The sequence below is a fragment of the Vibrio sp. 10N.286.45.E10 genome (assembly GCF_002874195.2).
Taxonomy (GTDB): Bacteria; Pseudomonadota; Gammaproteobacteria; order Enterobacterales; family Vibrionaceae; genus Vibrio; species Vibrio crassostreae.
Genome location: NZ_MCWD02000002.1, coordinates 54,713 through 77,240 on the forward strand (window position 1 = coordinate 54,713; position 22,528 = coordinate 77,240).

Below are 22,528 nucleotides of genomic sequence, written 5' to 3' on the forward strand. Positions count from 1 at the left end.
CTCTATCTAATAACTAATTTAATAACAATACCTTATCTGCTTGCTTCTGAAGCGAACATGATGAAACACAGACATTTTCGACATAGTTTCGGCAAAATACAGAAAATGGCGCAATGTGTGAGTGAGTCGTCATCTTGCAGGTTGATTTCTTCCCCGCCGTCTTAGCATTTTGGTTCCAGAACTGTTGGTAGCATGATGATTAAGCCGCAGTCTCGGCGAGTCTCTTGCTGATAAATTTACAGAACGACATTCATTTTTCGAGAGATGGTATGTAAAACTGATCGTTTAATCAATCAGTATTTCATACTCAAAACCGAATTACCTTATTGATATTTCTAACACTTTAACGCCGCGTGTAACGGTTCATTTTTGGTGGCTCACAAAGTCTTGTTACTCGTCCACTTGGCTTAGGTTTTCTATGGCGTTACATCGCAGCTTTCAACACGCTGGCAGAGCTTAGTATTTATCCTTGTAAATTTAATGGTCTTTATCTTCCTGAATTCTATACCTAAAACTCCGTAGCCATGAAGCCTTTTGTGCACTGATAATTTTTGTCATCACGATTAATGCTAGAAAGGTGCAACGCGTGTTGAGGTGAACTATCCACTCAACTACTCACGTTATGAGCCGCACAGATTCAGCACTAAATACCATGTGTTGTGAATCTATCTTGATCGACGACTCCACACGTTTAGCCAATCGTCCCCCACCACCAGCGAATTCCCCCCACAGAACGGATACATCAAAAGTCATCAAGCGGTTTGCTGCGTCAAAAAATGACGGAGCGAGAACGCAGGCACTAAAAAATTTCACAACCGAGTAAAGGGCTAGTTAGGAGCGAACAGCCCAATAAAACCGGAGGCTTTCACCGTTTTTTTGCATGGTACAACACAAACAAAACAATAAAAAATTATTGTTAATCGATAATTTTTTATTGATCTGCAAACATTCCGATATATATTAGCCCCTCAACACCAACCCTAAACTCTTATGAGGTATAAAATGAAAAAGGCTTTACTGTTTCTTGCTTTTGGTTCTCTTTCTGTTTTCGCTCACGCCAAAGCAGCACAAAATTCCGACCAGATGCTTGCCCAAATCGATAACGTTATTGTTTACGCAGGTGAAAATGTAGACAGCTCAGAAGAGGTATATGAAACGATCAATTCAACTAACTCTGCTGGGTTCGAAAACTGCGCGGTTTATTTACCGGAGGGGGAATTAGAGGCCAGCACGACGATCACTTTACGCCGCACTGAAGATGGCTTTATGTTGGAGTGTGGCTCTAATTAGAACTAACGCATAAAAATACCGACCTCTGGGGTCGGTATTTATTCATTTATTGTTTTATTGTTTTAGATGCCTATGTGGCGGCATTTAAAGTAAGTGACTGAGCAAACTCTCGCATGTGCCTTGCGTTGTCTGCTTTTTCTGCATCACCACATGCTTTTCCGTAGTATTGAATGTTTGGCGAGGAATACACGGGCAATACTTTTTCAGCGTAGGTCATCACGGTGCCCGCTTCCCGGCACAAAGCGCCGAAAGAGTAAGGTTTTATATAATCATGGTTTTCTTGTAGCAACATACCTTTGAGCCAGTAGTCTGGGGTGTCGTTGTGCCACGCCCAAGCCAAGTGACCCAGTTCATGCTCAAGTACCTCTACCTCTGCTGCAGATGACAGCACCAAAAAGCTGCGGCTTAAATTCAGATCAACCGAACCCACGGCTCCTTCGTCTGAGAACTCGTGGTCTTCAGGAAGAATCAGTGCATAGTAGCTCCCCTCTCGCTGCATGGGTTCCAACACCTCGTCACCAACCAACTTGACTAACTGTTTGTGCAGCTTGCTACTTTCCGCATCTTGGAAACCGGAAAGGTCGATTCTCGTGATGCCTGATAATGTTCTCTCCATTGGTATGCACGAGTTTTGAAGAACAAGATTAGAGTAGCCTATCATCTTCTGAATTTTTGACTCGCTCATCGATGCGTCGGTAAAGAAGTGAACGGGAGTTTCGACTTTTTCACCCATTTCACAAGGGGCAAGGGTCAGTTCTTCGCCTCTGTTTTTACCAACGAAAAAGAGTGCCACAACACCCAGCAAAGTGCCGCCAACCACTAGGTTTTTCTTCATTATATTCCTTTATTGCCTTATCGCTTTATTACTTACTTTTTATAGCTTCGGTGCTTGCTGTTTATTGCTTAAGTGCTTAGTGCTTAGTGCTTTGGCAAACCATGTTTCTACTAGGGGAACGGACCAACCTATTGAAAAGTCGCATAATATAAAAGGGGTGGCACACTAAATTGAGAAGGACAGCGACAAAACCCAACGCTGATGTGTTGAAATTCACGCGTTGGGTTTGAAGAGATAATGGTTTATAAGCCGGATTAAGCGTGCGATTTTAGGTACTTTTTAACTTTTTTCATCGCCATTTGACGCTTTAGTGGCGACAGGTAATCAATAAATAGGTTACCCGATAAATGGTCAATTTCATGCTGCATGACGATAGCGAGAAAGTCATCGCTTTCAATGGTGATTGGCAACCCTTCTCGATCGAGAGCAGAAACAGCCACAGACGTAAAACGCTCGACATCCGCATAGTAGTCAGGCACTGATAAGCAGCCTTCTTGGCCCAAAGCTTTGTTGGTGCCACTTGCGACGACCGGGTTCACCAAGATTAACGGTTGGTCTCGGCTGTCTGAAATATCGATAACCACCACGGCCTCTTTACGACCGATCTGAGTGGATGCCAAGCCGATACCATTATCAGTGGCATAGAGTGTTTCTAACATATCGTCGATGAGTGTTTGTACCGTCGATACATCTTGCACCTCTTCCGCTTTCACTTTGAGCCTTGGATCCGGTGCGGTAAGAATGTCTAAAACTGCCATGTTTTCCTTTGAATTTTCAATTTAATCATTATTTTATAACAGAGTGAGAAAGATAAACCAATATAGCTTGAGTACCAAGTATGAGCGTTCTGGCTAGTCAAAGTTCTTAAAGTTTACCGGCTCCTTCAACAAGTTCACCAAAGGTAAGAATAGAGGTTCTGGCAGTTCATCTAAATCGAACCATTGCCACTGCTTACACTGATGAGGCTCCATGACTTGAGGCTCACCACGAGAACTGGTCGCGACAACATACAAGGTGACGTAGTGCTTGCCTTCTTTTTCGAAGATATCGTTGGTAAAGCCGAGCTTCTTAAACGAGCCGACCTCTAAACCTGTCTCTTCAAGGGTTTCTCGCTGCGCGCACTCTTCAATGCTTTCACCCAGTTCAAGGTGCCCGCCAGGCGTCGCCCACGTATTCGCACCATGTGAGCCTATGCGCTCTCCAAGTAGAATGCGTCCTTCCCGGAAAATGACCGCTGCCACACCTACACGTACTTGATTATTCACTCTTTACTCCTTTAAAACACATTACTCGCTACTTGGTGAGGTATACCCTGTGGTTGTCGCGATCACTTCAAAACCACGTTTGGAAACAATGGGTTTACTCATATCAGAAGCATCGATAGTAAGGTATTTAACCCCTCTCGACTTGGCTTCCTCAATACGCTTGTTCAGTAGCAAACTGTAATAGCCATTACCTCGAAATGCTTCGATGGTGCTTCCGCCCCAAATACCTGCAAACGGGCTATTACCATTAAATATGATCCACGCTGAGGTCACAGGCTGGTCGTCGACATACACGACATAGATAGACACTGAATCGGGAGCGTGCTGTTTAAGGCTGACTAAATGGTTGTAATGCCATTCGAAATCGCCACCCCAAACTTGCTCTTGGACTTTGATTGCATCGCGAATGCCTTTGCTGCTCGTCACCTCGGTGATCTTACCTTCATCAAAGGGCTTGCAGGTGGCCTTAGACAAGTCCAACACCATGAATGACTCGCGCTCGTCCTGCTCAAAACCATTCTCGAGCAATACAGCACTGATGTTTGTTGGTGTGTCGGTACTGTACATCTTCCATTCAAAACATAGGTTACGCTGCTTAAAGTACGCGAGTTGCTCTTTGACGATAGAGTCTGTGAGGCTTTCATCGAAGTCGAAAAAGGAGATATAGCTACCATGACGATCGTTAGATACGAACTTAGTCAGGTTGTTCTCTGTTACCTTAATACCATTGAATGAGTTAAAACGTTTCCGCTCGAACTCGTTGTACTCTTGCATTACATCCGTTGTATTCATAATTTTCTCTTGTAGATAGCCCTATCTCTAATCTTTACACCATACACTTCGTACGCCAACCGAGCGAAAACCGATCGCTTTACAATTTTTGCTACTGGTGCTGTTTGGCATTACGTCGGTTAAAAGTACCTTTGCCCCTAAGGCGATGGCATCTTCGATTCGAGATCTTAACAGCGCCGTTTGGCATCCCTTTGAACGATAGCGCTCTTGTGTATACGCATTGGCAAGTATTGCGTGTTCGTTGTTGATGAAACTCGTCGCCCAAGCGCACGGTTTACCCTCTATTTTCGCAACGTAACAACGGAAAGTATCCGTGCAATAGAGCGCGCGTTTCTGCTGCCAAATTTGGTCTGAACACTCTAAACCGGATGTTTTGAGCAAAGCCAAAAACTCATCGGCATTATCTTGCGTCCATCGCTCAATCGTGACTTTACCTACATCGCTCAACGGTTCTACGCTGGATGTTTCTGCAATCAATGTTTCTGCACTTAGTTTTTCAGTACTCGGCTTTTCTACATAGCCTTCTGCGGGTAACTCAAGAAACTCATGCTCAAAAGCAGGCACAAACTGACGTTTCGATAACCATGATTTCAGCTCTGTCGTTAAAGCGTTAGGCGCAATAGAAATCTCAGGTGAGATACCATCTTTAAATAGTTTGAGGTCTGCCTCTAAGCTCGCGGAATTGCAAACGCCATCAATGAGGATCTGGTTGTCGTACTTACGTGTTTTATCGATAAAGACAGAGAAGCCATCATCTTCAATTGAAATCAGTTCACTGGCTAAATCGGTTGAAAGGGTTCGCTCATTATTAAAATAAAAGTATGCGTTATATGCGTCTTTAACTGCTTTAACTTGCATTGTTTTCCTTAACTTGATGGAAACAAAAAGCTCTGTAGAGCCAAAACAACACACGATTAAGTGCTGCTTGCTTTGAATGGTACAGAGCCGATAGGAATACTGCGATTGTTACAGGTTTACTTTTAGCGCACCTGATGAATCCGCGACTAACTTTATTGTTCTAATCACGGCTTGCTTAGAAAGTGGACTATATAAATGTGGGTAAAGTGCCCCATCATCTTTAGTCCCTACAGGAGGCTCATCTCTCAAATCTCTAGCAACCGCGCTTTTGTCGATTTCTAGAAGATATGCTTGCGTCACTCCCACAAAGAAACAATCAACAATTTTTTGCAGTTGCTCTTCATAAGCAAGGTGGATAAAGCCTTCGTCCTTCAAGGATGCGGGTTCATAGGTTTCTGTGCTTTGGTATTCTTTGTAATCACTTTCGGTCAGTAAGTGGTATAGCATTTTTATTTATCCTACTTTCTAAGACTTTGAGTCTACTTAAGAAGTTTAGCGACCACCAAAGTACCTTCAAAGATCGAACTCAGAGTTATAGATTTTGAAAACATTGACTAAAGGTTCCTCCCAGCCGAGGGACTCTCTAAGCTGATCAACAATTGGTTTCACTTGGCTCTTTGCCACGTTGATTTCAACTTTTAATAGCGGGTAATTTTCGACTTTTCCTTTGCTCCCAAACACAGGCGTAGATCCATCAAGCGCTCGGTGAGACCCGGTAACTGACCCGATAGCCCAACAGTGGTCATAGTTTCCAATCCTGTCGACACCGGACTCATGTAAAGTGCTAAGAACTCGCTCTTGTTGTTCAGGCGTACAGAAAATCTCAAGTTTGTACATCTAATTCAAACTCCTAAATGCCAAGTATTACGAATCATTTTAATTGCTTGTTATTGCGCTTATCCGTAGTTTTTCTTACACCAATTTTCCCAACTCTTTTCACCCAATTTTTTTCGTGCCTTGACGATTCTGAACACATTAACAAGTCCCATAAAGAAACCGAAAATAGCAGATGAAATAAGGTAAGTTTTCCAATGTTCGGGCTCTGAGTGCCAAGTAAACATCCACATCAAAGACCCCCAAATTACGGCCATCGATAATCCATAAATCAAGAATACTTTTTGAAGCGATTGAAACACCATAGGCGTTTGAGACACGTTAGTGTATTTTGACCAAATAAAGGCATTTGGCCTCGTTAAGTCTGCAGGGACGCCCTTTTCAATAAGGTGCTGCTGAATGAATTTCGCCTTGTCCATCTTTACCTCACTATGCCTATGTCACTTGAATTCTATGACTATGCGACGATTTACCGAGAAGTGTTACCCACTAAAGGACTAACCTGGTTCAATGTGTGTGAGCTGATTGATACACATTGTTTTCTATTAACGCTCCAGAAAACTCAAAAGTCAGTAAACCTATTCGACTAAAACCTAAATGTTCATAAAAGCCATTCGATTCATTTTCTACCCACGTGTACAGCCAGTATTTATTACCAAACTGATTCTCGATTCCATTCAAAAGCTTTCGGCCTATCCCTTTACCTTTGAAAATGTTATCTACATAAAGTTTTTCTACTTCAAAGCCATTGCCAGGCGTTTGGTAGTGCGATTCAAGGTTAACCATTACGTAGCCTTGAATAACCTCATTTTCTTCACTTACAAACACACGATATTTAGTAGTATTCAATATTTCAAAGAAGTAGGCTGCCGTGAAAGTAGACAAGACATACTCAGCGTATTCAGTTTTGACCCCTTCTCTCGCATATGTGTCTAGCCAGACTTTAATGGACAATGCCGCTAATTTTACACAATCGTCTTTTGTCGCTTCCCTGACCATTTCCTCTCCAAACACAGCAGTTAATAAACTGAATAATTATTAGTTTTATCATTAGAGCATTTCTGTCTAGTAATTAAACCATCTCATACTTAGTTAAATAACTCATTTAATAACAGTACCTTACCAAGATAATCGCATCATACATGACGAAAAGCAGAAGTATTCCGTATAGCTAAAATTGAATGCAGAAATTATGTGAATGTGTGTATTACTTATCATTTTATCCATACACCTCCTTGTTCAGACGGGATAGTTGATTTTAAGTTTGTTTGTGACGCGATGATGGATAGACGATGTGAGGTTCGATAGATGAAAGCTAGCGTTGCCGTGACGAATGGAAAAACGCCAACAGAGCTGTCGGCGTTTGATGATCGATCTGACTAGTCTTAAAAACAATGAATGAACTCACTCCAAGTTCTTCGGTTTTTCTCCGAGGTGTTGAGTGAACCTTAACAAATAACCATCCGGATCTTGGAGAAGAAGCTCACGCTCTCCAGACAACTTTTCACCAATGTCATACCAAGTTTCTTTCAGCTCACGAAACAGAGGCACTTTGTGGGCTTGGAGACGTTTTACTAGAGGTTCTAAGTCACTTAATTCAATCTGAAAGTTCACACCTCGCCCCAAGGGAGCCTCAAGCTCACCAGTAATCCATCCTTCATCATTGATTTGCTCTAACATCATCTGCACATGCTCTTGTTCGAGATACACAAAATCAGGATTTTCACGCTTTATGCGAATAGAAAAACCAAGTACATCAACGTAGAAGGCAAGCGACCGCTCAAAGTTGCTAACGGATAGTTCAGGAACCATCGGATTCCAATAGTTTTCCATACTTAATTCCTTATATTAGGGCTATTGCTGGCTGAGTTTTTTCAGAAAGCCTTGCTTAACTTCTGGCCACTCCGAGTCAATAATTGAATACACTACCGTATCTCTTACCGAGCCATCCTTTAAGATCTGATGATTACGCAAGATACCGTCGAGGTTTGCTCCAAGTCCTTCAATTGCTTTTCGAGAGACGGTATTCCCAGTATGAGTGCGAAACTCGACTGCAATAGCTTCATTGTGTTCAAACAGTTGCCTTAACAAAAGGTATTTACACTCTTTATTTATCAATGTTCCTCTAGCCGCATTTGAATACTTTGATATTATTATTTTTAGACGATAGCTCGAAGAAATTTAGTTAAGGCGGGGAGTCTACCTCACCTTTCTTGATTTATTTTTAAACCTAAAAACCTATATGGGTAATTAAAAATCAAACTTTTAAATTTAGGTTTAAGATTATCTCAAAAACCTAATTATTTAGGCTGTTTACCACCCTTGTTATGCCTCATTTCCTAGTGGAATTTCAGCAGCATCAACATTCGTAATGTAAACTCTAAAGTAGACAATAGAGCCGAATATCAATAAAACAGGGGATAAAATTGATGTTAGTATCCCTGTCGCTACTTGTAACGTCGGGTAAACCTCTCCAATATACCCAATCACGAAATTAAGGATAAAATTAAGCCCCCCAACAACAGAGATATTTTAATCAACTTCATAGTGATACCTTTGGTATCCCGCCAACTTTTTTCCAACGCAACCAGTGGAGATTTATTATTTAGTACAGCTTCGAACTCTACGAAACTGTATCGCGCAGCTAGATACAACCCCGGGATAACCAGTGCTATCGTTCCAACTAAAACAATTAAAGAATAAATAATATAAACGATCATTAATCTGGACCAAACTCTCCAAGATACGGAGCGTTCAATATCAAACCCATTAGTAGACGAAGCCATAAAATTGATAAAAATAGCGATTAGATAAGTGTAAATAGAAGAATATACACATAGGTACACCGCGTAGGCCCAGAGGTTTTCTGATACATAAAATGAATGTTCAAGCCACACGCCTAAACATGACATCGTGATGATGAAACCGCCGAAAATTTTAAATATGCTTTTAAAATTTGAGCAAGTGAAATGTAAGCATTCAGATAGAAGAGTTCTCATAAACTGGTCTTTATTTAATGTAATTTGAACAGGATTCATCACCCAATAAGCATTGGGTAGTTCCGAGGCACTTCGCAAAGCAATCTCACCACCGATTAAATTGACAAATAAATCATTTAATAACAGTACCTTACGAAAACCCTGACATCATACACCACTAATAAATAGAAATATTGTATATATTCACGAAAAAATAAAGAAACAGCATGAATATGTGTGTTACTTGTCATTTTTTATATGACTCTTCTGGCGAACCGAGGTATTCGTTCAGTTTTTCATTTGGCACGATGATTGGTAAATATGTTCAGAAATGTTCATCAGAAAACAAAACGCCGACGTAATTGTCGGCGCTTAACTCTATGTATTAATAGGTTAGAGGTAGTCAGCTACTTTGCCATAGTACTCAAAAACTCAGCTTCAAACTCTTCATCGGCTTCTCGGGTTAGACATTCTACCAGCCATTCGATGCTTTGATGGTCTAGCTTACTGTTCACCACAAAGGCTTGCTTTACACCAGACTGACCCAGCTTTGCAGAACCATAGTTCTTGAATGATTTGTTGCCGTGGTAATGGAGTGATTTGATCGCCTCCGCGTTGGGTTCTGGTAAAGCATCGAGTGTGTTGGCAAGCTGAATCACCAGCTCCATTGGGTTCTTAGATGATGAGATGCGATACAGAAAACCGCCCTCCACTCTTTGGCGAACCCAATAATCAAAGCCGCTGCAATCCATCACCTTATCACTGACCAGTGCGGCTTCACTGCGATAACCACACGGCTCTACCACAACAGGTGTGTGTTTGAATTCTGGCTGACCAGAGGCTGCATCGGTATGAGGCAAGATCAAGTCACACGGTTTGCTGTCTTTGGCGGTTGGGGCATTCCAATGAATAGGCATAAACACCTGTTCACGGCGCATCTCTTTGGTTACCACTAAGCGCGCTTGGCACTCGCCTTGTGCGCTGCGCACTTTCACTACAGGATTAATAGTGGCGTGGTTGAAGGCGTCTAGCCCGAACTCTTCTAAGCCAAGCTCTGCAACCGTATCTGGATGCATGGCGACAAAGGGTTCTGGTGTGTGTTCGCCTAAACCTGCGGCCAAGCCTGTGCGGCTCATGGTGTGCCATTGGTCTCGGATTCGCCCTGTGTTCATGATAAGTGGGAATTCAAGGCTGGTATCGGCAATCGGCTTGTCGTGCTCAACTGCAATAAACTGCGCTTTGCCAGATTCGGTAAAGAACTCGCCAGTGGTAAACATGCGCTGCTCAATGATCTCTGGTTGGTACTCTAGCACTGGCCATTGTTGCGGAGTAAGTTCGCCGTAGCCCTTCTCATCCAGTTGCGTGAGTCCAATTAAGCATAAGTCACGCGCTTTGCCTGTCTCATTGCCGAGCGCTGTCATCTCGCAATACTCTTTGAAGATCTCGCCTTCGTGACGGTAATCAAACTGGTCATTGAATCCCATTTTTTGCGCGACTTCTTTTAAGATCCACCAATCTGGTTTAGCTTCTCCTGGGCTTGGTAATATACGGCGCTGACGTGAAATTCGACGCTCCGAGTTGGTTACTGTGCCGGACTTTTCACTCCATCCTTGTGCGGGCAGCACCACATCAGCCAAGCGTGTGGTTTCCGTATCGGCAATACAGTCCGACACCACCACAAACGGGCACTTCTCTAATGCCGCTTTGATTTTTTCGCTGTCAGGCAGGCTCACGACTGGGTTAGTTGCCATGATCCACACCGCTTTTATTTTGCTGTCGTTCATGGCATCAAATAAGTCTATAGCTTTCAAGCCAGCGTGAGTCGCTAAGCTATCGGCTTGCCAAAACTCGCTCACCGTTTGGTGTGATTGCGGATCACAAAATTCAAAGTGCGCAGCTAAGGTATTGGCTAAACCTCCCACTTCTCGCCCACCCATCGCGTTTGGTTGGCCCGTTACAGAGAATGGCCCCATGCCCGGCTTACCTATTTTCCCAGCGGCTAAATGGCAGTTAATAATGGCATTCACCTTGTCACACCCTTGTGTAGATTGGTTCACGCCTTGGGAGTAAATGGTCAGCACCTTCTCGTTCGATGCAAACAAACTGTAGAATTGTTTTAACTGCTGCTCTGTTAATCCTGTTAGCTCAGGAACGCTTTTGTCGCCCCAGCCAGATTCGGTATAGTGATATTGAGTTGCAGATCGAATCGATTCGGTAAAGCCTTGGGTGTGATTTTCTATGTAGTCGGAATCAAGCTTATCGTTATCATCGAGGTAGCCTAATAAACCATTGAACAGCGCCACATCTGAGCCGGATTCCAATGCCAAGTGAATGTCTGCAATTTCACATGTGTCGGTATAACGCGGATCTATGACAATAACTTTCAATGCAGGGTTGGTTTGTTTCGCGGATCTTAATCTTTGGAAAAGTACCGGGTGACACCAAGCGAGGTTTGAGCCAGTGATAACGACGACTTCTGCTTGTTCTAAATCTTCATAACAGACAGGAACGGTATCGGTGCCGAACGCGCGTTTATGCCCAACCACACTCGATGCCATGCAAAGGCGAGAGTTACTGTCGATATTGCCACTGCCGATGAAGCCTTTCATCAGTTTATTGGCAACGTAATAGTCTTCGGTAAGCAGCTGACCAGATACATAGAAAGCAACCGAATCGGCCCCAAATTCTTCGATCGTTTGATTGAATTTATCTGCGACTAACTGCGTGGCACTGTTCCAATCCAGTGATTGTTTTTGCTCATTCTGAATATGAGCAGGTTGTGTAAGACGACCTAAAGGCGTGACGGTGTCACCGAGCGCAATCCCTTTAGTACACAGCTTTCCGTAATTAGATGGATGATCTTGATCACCACGTACTTCTAGTTTTCCTAGCGATGTCGGTCTCGCTTCTATTCCACATCCTACACCACAATAAGCACAGGTTGATTTTATCCAGCCGCTGTTTGAATCGGTCATCCGTTTCTCGCTCAATTATCCATAATTGTAATAATCCAAACCAAGCAAATAACACGCCACTTCATAGCAATCAACAAGCAAGAAATATTCACCAATAAAAACAAAAGCTTAACAAAGGCAAGCCTATCAAAAATGATCAAAATAGAAATTAACCAAGACAGAAACTTAATTTTTGCACCATCTTGCAGAAAGTTGCACCACAAATGCTCATTTATATAAATCTAACAAAAATTTTACATACCACTTTAGGGGTAATTGCGTGCCACTCGCATTTTTTAAGACATTGAAAAAAATGAATTAATTTTTATTTAAATGAACAAACCGTAATCTGGCACCCTCCTTGCTCAACTAAAAACCAAGAGTTAGAAAAAACATTTTTTGTTTTTCTTGATGATTATGAATTGAGTGGAATCTCAACCCGGTATTCATTTACTAACTACTAGAAATTAGATGCTAGTGATGATAACGCCGAGAATAAGGAATGGATTATGAGCAAGAAGAAAATCGTCGTTGTTGGTAACGGCATGGTTGGACACAAATTTATCGACAACATCCTGCAATCAGACAGTGATGAATTTGATGTGATTACTTTTAGTGAAGAGCCAAGGTTAGCGTACGACCGTGTTCAACTGACGGCTTACTTTAATGGTAAAAGTGCTGATGACCTGTCATTGACCAGTGAAGAGTATTACCAAAGTAACGGCGTGAACTACTTGTTGAACCAGAAGGTTGCCAAGCTAGACACTGCCAATCAACAAGTCATCACTGAAAGTGGCCACGTTGAAAGTTACGACAAGCTAATCTTGGCGACGGGCTCTTTCCCTTTTGTTCCCCCTATTCCCGGTAACGACCAAGAACACTGTCACGTTTATCGTACTATTGAAGACTTAGACGCAATTGAACTATCAAGCAAAGGTAGCAAGTCTGGCGTGGTGATTGGTGGTGGTCTGCTTGGCTTAGAGGCCGCAAACGCAGTCAAAAACCTTGGCTTAGAAACCCATGTGGTTGAATTTGCGCCTCGCCTGATGGCGGTTCAATTAGATGACGGTGGCGGTGCCCTATTACGCAGAAAAATTGAAGACCTTGGTGTGCAAGTTCATACCGAGAAAGCGACCTCTGAAATAGTCGATGGCGAAAATGCTCGCTACCGCATGAACTTCGCCGATGGCACCCATTTAGAAACCGATATGATCGTGTTCTCTGCGGGTATTCGCCCTCAAGATGCGCTAGCAAGAAGCTCTGATGTCGAAATTGGCGAGCGCGGCGGTATTGTCATCAACAACCACTGTCAAACCAATATAGAAAACGTCTACGCCATTGGCGAATGTGCCCTTTGGGATAACAAGATCTTTGGCCTAGTCGCCCCTGGCTATTCAATGGCGAAAATCGCGGCTTCGCATATTGTCTCCGGCGGTACTGACGATGCTGCATTCACTGGCGCAGACATGAGCACTAAACTCAAACTGCTTGGCGTCGATGTTGCCAGTATTGGTGAAGTACACGGCAAGACGGAAGGCGCTCAATCGTATACCTATAACGATGAAATCGAACAAGTGTATAAGCGCCTAATCATCTCAGCTGACGGCACAAAGATTGTCGGTGCGGTATTGGTCGGTGATGCAGAAGCTTATGGCTCGCTACTGCAAATCAAGCAAAACGATATGCCCCTTCCTGAAAACCCATCAGTGTTGATTTTGCCTAATGTGGCCGATGATTCAGGCTCTGCAATGGGTGTTGAAGCTCTGCCTGATAGCGCTGTTATTTGTTCATGTTTTGATGTGACTAAAGGCGACATTAAAGACGCGGTATCTGCTGGCTGCACCACTATGGCTGCACTGAAAGAAACCACCAATGCTTCAACAGGTTGTGGCGGCTGTTCTGCTCTTGCGAAACAAGTTCTCGATAGCGAACTGAGTAACTTGGGTGTTGAAGTCTCTAACGATATCTGTGAGCACTTTGCTTACTCTCGCCAAGAGCTGACTGACATCATCCGCGTCAACAAAATCAAGACCTTTGATGAGCTGTTAGATTCTCACGGAAACGGATTAGGCTGTACCGTGTGTAAACCAGCTGTCGGTTCGATTCTGGCTTCGTACTGGAACGATTACATCCTTGAAGATCAACACATCGAACTGCAAGACACCAACGACATCTACCTTGGCAACATGCAAAAAGACGGTACCTACTCAGTGGTTCCGCGTATTGCTGGCGGTGAAATCACACCGGATAAATTGATCGTACTTGGTGAAGTCGCTAAAGAGTTCGACCTGTACACCAAAATCACCGGTGGTCAGCGTGTCGACTTGTTTGGCGCACAACTTAACGAACTGCCTATCATCTGGAAAAAGCTGATTGATGCAGGTTTCGAAACGGGTCACGCCTACGGAAAATCGGTTCGTACCGTGAAATCGTGTGTGGGTAGCACTTGGTGTCGATACGGTGTCGACGACAGTGTTGGCTTAGCGATTCGACTAGAGAACCGCTACAAAGGTTTGCGCTCGCCACACAAGATCAAGTTTGCGGTTTCTGGCTGTACTCGTGAATGTGCAGAAGCACAATCGAAAGACATTGGTGTTATCGCAACAGACAAAGGTTGGAACCTCTACATCTGTGGTAACGGCGGCATGCGCCCTCGCCATGCAGACCTATTCGCCACTGATTTGGACGAAACCACACTCCTTAAATACATCGACCGCGTTTTGATGTTCTACACACGTACCGCAGACCGCCTACAACGCACATCGGTATGGATGGAGAACCTTGAAGGCGGCATTGAATACCTCAAGCAAGTCGTGATTGAAGACAAGCTCAACGTTGCTGAAGAACTCGAAGCGGACATCGCACTCAACATCGAGAAGTACCAGTGTGAATGGAAAACCACCATTGAAAGCCCTGAGAAGATGAAGCGCTTCCAGCACTACATCAACAGTGAAGAAATGGACACTAGCCTCTCCTTCATCAAAGAGCGAGAGCAACGCTTTCCTATGCCGAGCTTGAGTGATTCTTCGAATTCACAACGCGATGAAAAGCTTACTAAAGCCGACCAAATCGAAGTTACGGAAGTTTCGTAAACCGAATGAATGGTGAGTGAATCAGTAACAACTAAACCAATATCGATAGTCGACAGTGGCGCAGCCCAAGAAAACTGCTGTCGGCTATCACCCTAATTAAATTGATTATTAGCTTTATGTTTAGACTAGGAGAAAGTCATGAAAAATTGGACAACCGTATGCAGCACCCGCGACCTAACCCCAAACGGGGGAATTTGCGCCAAAGTAGACGATAACCAAGTGGCTATTTTTTACTGCAAGCGTAGCGACACACTTTATGGGCTCTCTAATTACGACCCCATCGGCAAGGCGAATGTGATATCACGTGGTATAATTGGTTCATTAAACGGTGAGCCTTACGTGGCCTCACCTTTATACAAGCAGCATTACCACTTAGAAACTGGCGAATGTCTTGAACAGCCTGATCTCAAGCTCGTGAAATTTGAAGTTCGCAAGCAAGGAGAACAAGTTCAAGTTCTCGCACCTCTTGCTATCGCCAGTTAACTCAAACGCCGACACCATCATGCAAACGCTTATCGGCGTGCGCAATTTCGGCACAGGGTTTATGCACATAAAAAGCGTTCGAAGTTCGGAAGTAACGCAGGTGCTAAAACCGGGTAATTTTCCAGATTTAAAGGATTTAAACCATGGATAACACAAAATTTTCGCTGCTTTCATTTACGGGTAAGATGAAGGTCTTACACCTAAGTTGGATGGCCTTTTTCATTACCTTTGTTGTGTGGTTCAACTTTGCCCCACTACTGCAAATGGTGAAAACCACACTTGGTCTTTCTACTGAAGAGATCAAAACACTCCTGATCCTCAACGTTGCATTGACCATTCCAGCGCGTGTCGCGATAGGTATGTTAACGGATAGATATGGCCCGAGGTTGGTCTACTCTTCACTTCTCGCTGTCTGTTCTATCCCTTGTTTCATGTTTGCTATGGCAGACTCTTTCATTCAAGCGGCAATCGCTCGTTTCCTACTCGGTTTCATTGGTGCAGGATTCGTTGTCGGTATTCGTCTTGTGTCTGAGTGGTTCCCACACAACGAACTGGGTACGGCAGAAGGTATTTACGGCGGCTGGGGTAACTTCGGCTCTGCAGCAGCAGCGTTTACACTTCCAACTCTTGCGTTAGCGTTTGGCGGCGAAGATGGCTGGCGTTATGCGGTCGGTATTACTGGCGTAATGAGCTTAGCGTTCTCGTTTATCTTCTACAAAAACGTGTCAGATACACCAAAAGGTTCAACTTACTTCAAGCCAGCTCAAGTAACGGCAATGGAAGTGACATCAAAGGGTGACTTTTTCTTCCTACTTATTATGAAGATCCCGATGTATGCCGCACTGGCGCTACTGACATGGAAGCTATCACCAAGCAACATCAACATGCTTTCTGACATGGCCGTCTACTCTGTATATGCAGGTTTAGCTGCACTTTACGTGTACGAAGTGTCGCAAGTTTGGAAAGTAAACAAGAACGTATTTAAAGAAGAAGTGCCAGAGATTCACCAGTACAAGTTCAAGCAAGTAGCGGTACTTAACGTATTGTACTTCGCGACATTTGGTTCTGAATTGGCTGTTGTTTCTATGCTGCCATTGTTCTTCTCTGAAACCTTTGAATTAACCCCAGTTCTTGCAGGTATGGTTGCATCGGCTTATGCCTTTATGAACCTAATGTCTCGCCCAGGTGGCGGTTGGATTTCAGATAAATTTGGTCGTAAACCAACACTGCTTATTCTAACGATTGGTCTTGCTGTGGGTTACTTCGCAATGGGTCAAGTAGATAGCACATGGCCTGTATGGCTAGCGGTTGTCGCGGCGATGGCGTGTTCTTTCTTCGTGCAAGCGGGTGAAGGTGCGGTATTTGCGACGGTTCCTCTAATTAAACGACGCATGACAGGTCAAATTGCTGGTATGACGGGCGCTTACGGTAACGTGGGTGCGGTAGTTTACCTAACTGTGTTGTCATTCGTGAGCTACCAAACATTCTTCTTAGTGATTGCTGCAACAGCGGTACTTGGCTTTGTAACTCTACTGTTCATGGAAGAGCCTAACGGTCAAATCGCCGAAGTAAACGACGATGGCAGTGTCACGCTGATTAATGTTTCAAGCTAGGAAGCATTGATATTATTGAATCGGGAGAAGCACCTTAGCGGATACATCAATGCTAGGTGCTTCGTTCAAAGGCTCTAAGTTCACTAGGGCTTTTGTTCTTCCTAGGATGTTCTGTCAAGGAAGCGGGAAGAAGAGCAGTTAAGAAGAAGACCAGTTATGACAATTTCATTCAGCCAAGGGCAAGTCATCACGCCAGAATCCAACAACCAGTTAACGCTTAAGTTTGGTGGTTATTCGAATCAAGGCATACGTGATGAAAACCAAGACGCCATCATCGTAAAACACCCCAAGACTCGTGCTGAGCAAGAGCTAAAAGGCAGTGTTGCATGTATAGCCGACGGCGCAAGTTGCAGTGAACACGGCCAGAAAGCCAGTCACACCAGTGTGATGCAATTCATTGATGACTACTACGCCACTCCAAAAAGCTGGAGCATTCAGCGTTCGGCGCAAAAAGTCCTAACGTCACTCAACTCTTGGCTGTTCAACACGTCTGTTTCGAATATTCATCCAGCGCAGCAAGTTAACCATAACGCGCTCGTATCCACCTTTAGCAGTGTGATTCTCAAGTCGAATACCGCACATATATTCCATGTGGGTGACAGTCGAATTTACCTATTAAGAAATGGTGAACTACGCCAACTGACACGCGACCACACCCGTAAAAATATGGGCCAGAAGCATTATCTAACACGCGCCTTAGGCATGGATAACCAACTCAACGTTGACTATCAAACGCTTCCTATTAAAAAAAACGACTGTTTTATCCTGACATCTGATGGTGTACACGAGTTTGTGTCTCCCAATACCTTTAAAGAACACATCGATAAGCCCGGAGTAGATTTCGAATACGCCGCTCAAACCATATGTAACACAGCGTTAAGCCACAATAGTTCGGACAACGTAAGCTGCTTGATTGTTCAAGTAAGCCATCTACCTAAACCTTCGCTCATTGAATTCCATGAGAAGCTGGCTAAACGTGCCATCCCACCCGCTTTAAAGCTTGGACAAAGTATCGACAACTTTATGGTGCTTGAGGTGCTGTATGCTGGATCTAGAAGTCACGTATACCGAGTCATGCAAAAAGAGACACAAACAGAGTTCGTACTCAAAGTACCGTCGGTTCAATATCATGACGACCCAGCACAGCTGAGAGCTTTCTTTAACGAGCAATGGGCAGGTATCTTGTTGAATAACAAGAAAGTAATGAAGGTTTACCCAACGCCTGAACACTCTCAATTCCTATATCAAATTTGTGAATGGGTTGAAGGAGTGACGCTAAGGCAATGGATGTACGACAACCCTAAGCCTTCGCTCGAACAGGTTCGCGAGATCCTAGAAAAAATCACACAAGGTATTCGTGTATTACAACGTGCCGACATGGTTCACAGAGACTTAAAGCCCGAGAACATCATGATCCAACGCGATGGCAACATCAAAATCATCGACCTTGGTGCGGTGTTAGTCAGGGGAATTGAGGAGGGAGAACAAGCAGACAAAGATCCCACGCCACTCGGCGCAGTGAATTACATCGCTCCAGAAAGTATTAAATACAACACGGCCACGACAAGCTCAGACTTGTTCTCTATCGCTGTGATTGGTTATGAGATGCTAACAGGCGAGTTGCCCTACTCTGAGATGAGCGCTCAATCTCTAAAACAAACTCGCCACCATCAATGGGAATACCAGCCGCTGACACAAAAGCGAACAGATTTACCAGCTTGGATTGATTTGGTGTTACAAAAGGCGTGTGCTGAATCACCTAACGAGCGATACCCGATTTTGGGTGATTTTGTCGCCGATCTCTACACCCCCAATCAAAACCTAATGAAACACAAAGCCAAGCAGCCATTGATAAACCGAAATCCAATCCAGTTTTGGAAGGTGTTGGCCCTGTTACTCGGCGTGGTCGCTATTGTAGAGTTAGGCTTATTGCTTAGTCCTAGTTAAAAACTTAGTCCTAGTTAACCGCTTTAGTTCTAGTTAGCTGTTTAGTCCTAGCTAACCGCTGAGCTCAAGCTAACCTCGCTTCACTAAGCTTCTCGGCACAAGTTCGATGCCCGACTGGTAACGTTTTGCTGAAGCGTTCAATGCCAAAGCAAACGCGCTGTCTGCGATGACTTCGAATTGCTGCGGCAGTGAGTGAACCTTAAAGGGTAAGAAATCCAATAATCGGTTATCACCAAAAGTCGCCAACTTTACTTGATTGATCAGCTCTGGCTTTTCAACCATCACATCCAGCACACCTTCTAACAAGGTGTAAGACATAGTCACAATCGCATCAGGGACTGTACCTTTAGCAATCCACTCTTCAAACACTTCTCGTCCAGATTCACGGTCAAAGTGCTCACCGTAACCAACAACCGTTGGCTTGTTATCTTTTAGCCCTGTTTGCAACGTATGCGCTTTGTTCGCGGCTTCAAAACCCAACTGACGTTCACGTGAAATGTTCAGGTCTGGCAATGCGCCTATCAAGCCGACACTGTGAATACTGTCATCAAGGATTGAATGCGTCAGTTCAAACGCGGCTTCAAAGTCCTCACTGATCACGCAAGCAAAATGTTCATCGTCTAACGGACGGTCAATCGCGATTACGGGTGTGCCAGAGTTTTGCAGCTTCAAGTAAAACTCGTTAGCGTCTGGCATAGAGCTCGCCACCAGCAAAGCATCAATACGACGGCTCACCAACGCTTCCGCTACTTTGCGTTCAGTTTCGGCGTCATCATCAGAACAACCAATCAGGATTTGATAGCCCACTTTACGTGAGTTCTGCTCTATCAATTTTGCTAAACGCGCGTAACTGCTGTTTTCCAGGTCAGGAATAATCAAACCAAATGAACGGCTATTCCCAGCACGCAGCGACGAAGCAGCATGGTCTGGACGGTAGTTATACTGGTCGACAACCGCCATTACTTTCTGCTGAGTCTTCTCACTGATTCTGTATTTCTGCGCCTTGCCATTAATCACATAGCTGGCCGTGGTTTTCGACACACCGGCTAGTTTGGCAATCTCATCTAGTGTCATATGGGTGACCTGTATTTTGTGCGTAGGATCATATAACCAATCTTCTGATCCTTGGATTAGTTGAATTATATGCTGAATCGATTCAGTATAAAAGCTGAAAGGATTCAGTAAAATCTGAAAAGTGACTTCAATCATCCTTTTGTATGGATTAAGCGTCATTTGTCGTGATTCAACTTCTCGTTATTAACGAAACTGAAATTACGACACGCAGCAAAACTATTTTGAAAACCAAAATCGGCTTTGCTGAATTTTTTCACACTGAATGCTGAACCGATTCAGCAAGCATAAAGCAAAGAGCAAGCAAAGAATTAAGCTCCATGAATCTTGCTCTAGACTGAATCGTAGCGATACACAAATTCTCAAGCGATACGCTAAAGAGGCACCATGCTTAAATTATCAAAATCTGACATCACTCTTGGTCAAACGGCCGATGACAAATTCAAAGCTATCCAGAACATTGCTGGCGACCTAACCGCGAAGGGCTTAGTGGACTCTGGCTACGTTGAAGGAATGCTGAACCGTGAAAACCAGAACTCTACTTTCCTAGGCAACGGCATCGCGATTCCTCACGGCACCACTGACACGCGTAGCCTAGTAAAAGAGACAGGCGTTGCAGTACACCACTTCCCTGAAGGTATTGATTGGGCAGACGGCAACCGTGTTTACGTAGCAATTGGTATTGCAGCGAAATCTGACGAGCACTTAGGCATTCTTAAGCAGCTAACTAAAGTTCTAGCGGCAGACGGTGTTGAAGAGAAACTAAAGCAAGCGAAATCAGAAGACGAAATCATCGCCCTACTTAATGGCGAAGTTCAGCTAGAAGCCGACCTAGACGCTTCTTTAGTTCAGCTCCTATTCCCTGCAAGCGACATGATTCAAATGTCTGCAGTTGCGGGCGGCCTGCTTAAGAACACAGGTTGCACAGACAACGCATTCGTTGCTGACCTAGTAACGAAAACACCGACTCACCTAGGCCAAGGCTTATGGTTGTTGGGCAGCGACAAGGGCGTAACTCGCACTGGCGTATCGTTTGTTTCAACGGCCAACCATTGTGAGTTTGAAGGCACACCAGTGAAAGCCTTAGTGGCATTCGCGGCTTGTAACAGCGCGCACCAATCAATTCTGGCAAACCTAAGCAAGATGGTTTTCGAAGGTAAACAGCAACAACTGTTAACCGCTGATGCAGCACAAGTGATTGGCCTTCTAAAAGGTGAAGCGGTTTCTACAGCTTCTCAAGACGATGACAACTGCGCAGTATTCAAAATCAAAAACGCACACGGCCTACACGCTCGTCCGGGCGCAATGCTGGTTGCTGAAGCGAAGAAATTCGAATCAACAATCCGCGTTTCAAACCTAGATGGTGACGGAAAAGAAGTGAACGCGAAGAGCTTGATGAAAGTGATCGCTCTTGGCGTTAAACACGGCCACCAGCTTCAGTTTGTTGCTGAAGGTGATGACGCAGCACAAGCACTTGAATCGATCGGCAAAGCTATCGCTTCAGGCCTTGGCGAAGGTTAAGGAATCGATATGTCTGATAAACAAATCAAAGCCGTTACCGTAACGCTAAACCCTGCTTTGGATCTAACAGGTGCTATCGACGCACTGAATGTTGGCTCGGTTAGCCTAGTAAACAAAGGCTCTCTGCATGCAGCAGGCAAAGGCGTAAACGTAGCAAAAGTGCTTTCAGAGCTTGGCGCTAAAGTGACCGTAACAGGTTTCCTTGGTCGCAATAACGAAGAAGCGTTCTGCCAACTGTTCGAACAGATGGGCGCAACTGACCGCTTTATCCGTGTTGATGGCGCAACTCGTATCAACGTGAAATTGGTAGAAAACTCAGGCCAAGTTAGCGACATCAACTTCCCAGGTGTTCCTGTTGACGCTGAAGCGATTAAAGCGTTTGAAGAAACCTTGCTAGAGCTGGCTGAAGACCACGAATACTTCGTGATTGCAGGCAGCTTGCCACAAGGCGTATCACCAGAGCTTTGCGCTTCTTGGGTTCAACGTTTACGCGATTTAGGTAAGAAGGTGCTATTTGATAGCAGCCGTGACGCACTTAAAGCCGGTATCAATGCACAACCTTGGTTAATTAAGCCAAACGATGAAGAGCTGTCTCAGCTGTTCAACGCAGAACTGACAACACGTGACCAATGCCAACACGCAGGCCAAGCCCTAAGTGAAAAAGGCATCGATAACATCGTGGTATCACTTGGCGCTGAAGGCGTGATGTGGCTTAACCAAGGTGAATGGCTACATGCTCAACCGCCACGTATGCAAGTGGTGAGCACAGTAGGCGCAGGCGACACCTTAGTTGCTGGCCTATGTTGGGGTCACATGCAACAGATGCCAAAACCAGAACTTATTAAATTCGCAACCGCCCTATCTGCTCTAGCAGTTTCGCAAGTAGGCGTGGGCATCACCAGCCAACAAGAGCTGGATTCAGTACTACAAAATATCCAATTACAGGCGCTTAGTGCTCCAACTAGCCAGTTAGACACAAGCAAATAGGACAAAAG

At 44.3% G+C, this 22,528-nt stretch carries 20 protein-coding genes; 7 read left to right on the top strand and 13 right to left on the bottom strand.

The features are described 5' to 3' along the window. Positions 1-1,002 precede the first annotated feature (1,002 nt). Complete coding sequence (locus BCU34_RS13410; protein ID WP_102479335.1) at positions 1,003-1,290, top strand: hypothetical protein; 288 nt, start codon at positions 1,003-1,005, stop codon at positions 1,288-1,290. Positions 1,291-1,360: 70 nt separating this feature from the next. Here BCU34_RS13410 and BCU34_RS13415 read toward each other — a convergent pair whose 3' ends face one another. From BCU34_RS13415 to BCU34_RS13470, 12 genes are all read right to left on the bottom strand, one after another. Continuing rightward, the gene (locus BCU34_RS13415; RefSeq protein WP_102479336.1) at positions 1,361-2,125 is read right to left on the bottom strand and encodes a hypothetical protein; all 765 of its coding nucleotides are present in this window, start codon (positions 2,123-2,125) and stop codon (positions 1,361-1,363) included. Positions 2,126-2,379: 254 nt separating this feature from the next. Continuing rightward, complete coding sequence (def, locus tag BCU34_RS13420) at positions 2,380-2,883, bottom strand: peptide deformylase (RefSeq protein ID WP_102479337.1); 504 nt, start codon at positions 2,881-2,883, stop codon at positions 2,380-2,382. A gap of 93 nt (positions 2,884-2,976) precedes the next feature. Then, entirely contained in the window at positions 2,977-3,390 is a 414-nt protein-coding gene (locus BCU34_RS13425; RefSeq protein WP_102479339.1) for a nucleotide triphosphate diphosphatase NUDT15, read from the bottom strand. Between the two features lie 21 nt (positions 3,391-3,411). Further along, positions 3,412-4,182 (bottom strand): GNAT family N-acetyltransferase, encoded by a 771-nt coding sequence (locus tag BCU34_RS13430; RefSeq protein WP_102479341.1) that lies wholly within the window; start codon positions 4,180-4,182, stop codon positions 3,412-3,414. Between the two features lie 27 nt (positions 4,183-4,209). Beyond that, complete coding sequence (locus tag BCU34_RS13435; RefSeq protein WP_102479343.1) at positions 4,210-5,040, bottom strand: GNAT family N-acetyltransferase; 831 nt, start codon at positions 5,038-5,040, stop codon at positions 4,210-4,212. Positions 5,041-5,148: 108 nt separating this feature from the next. Further along, positions 5,149-5,487: a DUF952 domain-containing protein gene (locus BCU34_RS13440; RefSeq protein ID WP_102479344.1), complete on the bottom strand. Its 339-nt coding sequence runs from the start codon at positions 5,485-5,487 to the stop codon at positions 5,149-5,151. 66 nt (positions 5,488-5,553) lie between these two features. After that, positions 5,554-5,877: a hypothetical protein gene (locus tag BCU34_RS13445; RefSeq protein ID WP_102479346.1), complete on the bottom strand. Its 324-nt coding sequence runs from the start codon at positions 5,875-5,877 to the stop codon at positions 5,554-5,556. Positions 5,878-5,936: 59 nt separating this feature from the next. Further along, positions 5,937-6,293, bottom strand: coding sequence for a DUF6404 family protein (locus tag BCU34_RS13450; RefSeq protein ID WP_102413573.1), 357 nt, complete (start codon positions 6,291-6,293; stop codon positions 5,937-5,939). Positions 6,294-6,381: 88 nt separating this feature from the next. After that, positions 6,382-6,873 (bottom strand): GNAT family N-acetyltransferase, encoded by a 492-nt coding sequence (locus BCU34_RS13455; RefSeq protein WP_017106677.1) that lies wholly within the window; start codon positions 6,871-6,873, stop codon positions 6,382-6,384. A 405-nt stretch (positions 6,874-7,278) separates the two neighbouring features. Then, entirely contained in the window at positions 7,279-7,707 is a 429-nt protein-coding gene (locus tag BCU34_RS13460) for a bleomycin resistance protein (protein WP_102479347.1), read from the bottom strand. Positions 7,708-7,728: 21 nt separating this feature from the next. Beyond that, positions 7,729-7,965, bottom strand: a complete 237-nt coding sequence (locus BCU34_RS13465; protein ID WP_240698063.1) for a GNAT family N-acetyltransferase — start codon at positions 7,963-7,965, stop codon at positions 7,729-7,731. Positions 7,966-9,259: 1,294 nt separating this feature from the next. Continuing rightward, positions 9,260-11,842 carry a molybdopterin oxidoreductase family protein gene (locus BCU34_RS13470; RefSeq protein WP_102480684.1) on the bottom strand — a complete coding sequence of 861 codons (2,583 nt, stop codon included), beginning with the start codon at positions 11,840-11,842 and terminating at the stop codon, positions 9,260-9,262. Positions 11,843-12,315: 473 nt separating this feature from the next. Between BCU34_RS13470 and nirB the strand changes: the two genes are divergently transcribed. The 4 genes from nirB to BCU34_RS13490 all read left to right on the top strand — a co-directional run bounded on the left by nirB (position 12,316) and on the right by BCU34_RS13490 (position 18,941). Then, on the top strand, positions 12,316-14,898 hold the full coding sequence (gene nirB / locus BCU34_RS13475) for a nitrite reductase large subunit NirB (RefSeq protein WP_102479075.1): 2,583 nt from the start codon (positions 12,316-12,318) through the stop codon (positions 14,896-14,898). A gap of 138 nt (positions 14,899-15,036) precedes the next feature. Then, entirely contained in the window at positions 15,037-15,381 is a 345-nt protein-coding gene (nirD, locus tag BCU34_RS13480; protein ID WP_102479074.1) for a nitrite reductase small subunit NirD, read from the top strand. A gap of 143 nt (positions 15,382-15,524) precedes the next feature. Continuing rightward, positions 15,525-16,994 carry a NarK family nitrate/nitrite MFS transporter gene (locus tag BCU34_RS13485; RefSeq protein WP_102479073.1) on the top strand — a complete coding sequence of 490 codons (1,470 nt, stop codon included), beginning with the start codon at positions 15,525-15,527 and terminating at the stop codon, positions 16,992-16,994. 156 nt (positions 16,995-17,150) lie between these two features. Continuing rightward, on the top strand, positions 17,151-18,941 hold the full coding sequence (locus tag BCU34_RS13490) for a bifunctional protein-serine/threonine kinase/phosphatase (protein WP_102479072.1): 1,791 nt from the start codon (positions 17,151-17,153) through the stop codon (positions 18,939-18,941). Positions 18,942-19,010: 69 nt separating this feature from the next. Here BCU34_RS13490 and cra read toward each other — a convergent pair whose 3' ends face one another. Beyond that, positions 19,011-20,015, bottom strand: a complete 1,005-nt coding sequence (cra, locus tag BCU34_RS13495) for a catabolite repressor/activator (RefSeq protein ID WP_102479071.1) — start codon at positions 20,013-20,015, stop codon at positions 19,011-19,013. A 384-nt stretch (positions 20,016-20,399) separates the two neighbouring features. Here cra and fruB point away from each other — a divergent pair, with 384 nt between their 5' ends. Next, complete coding sequence (fruB, locus tag BCU34_RS13500; protein ID WP_102431520.1) at positions 20,400-21,533, top strand: fused PTS fructose transporter subunit IIA/HPr protein; 1,134 nt, start codon at positions 20,400-20,402, stop codon at positions 21,531-21,533. Positions 21,534-21,542: 9 nt separating this feature from the next. Then, complete coding sequence (gene pfkB, locus BCU34_RS13505; protein ID WP_102479070.1) at positions 21,543-22,520, top strand: 1-phosphofructokinase; 978 nt, start codon at positions 21,543-21,545, stop codon at positions 22,518-22,520. The last annotated feature ends 8 nt before the right edge of the window (positions 22,521-22,528 follow it).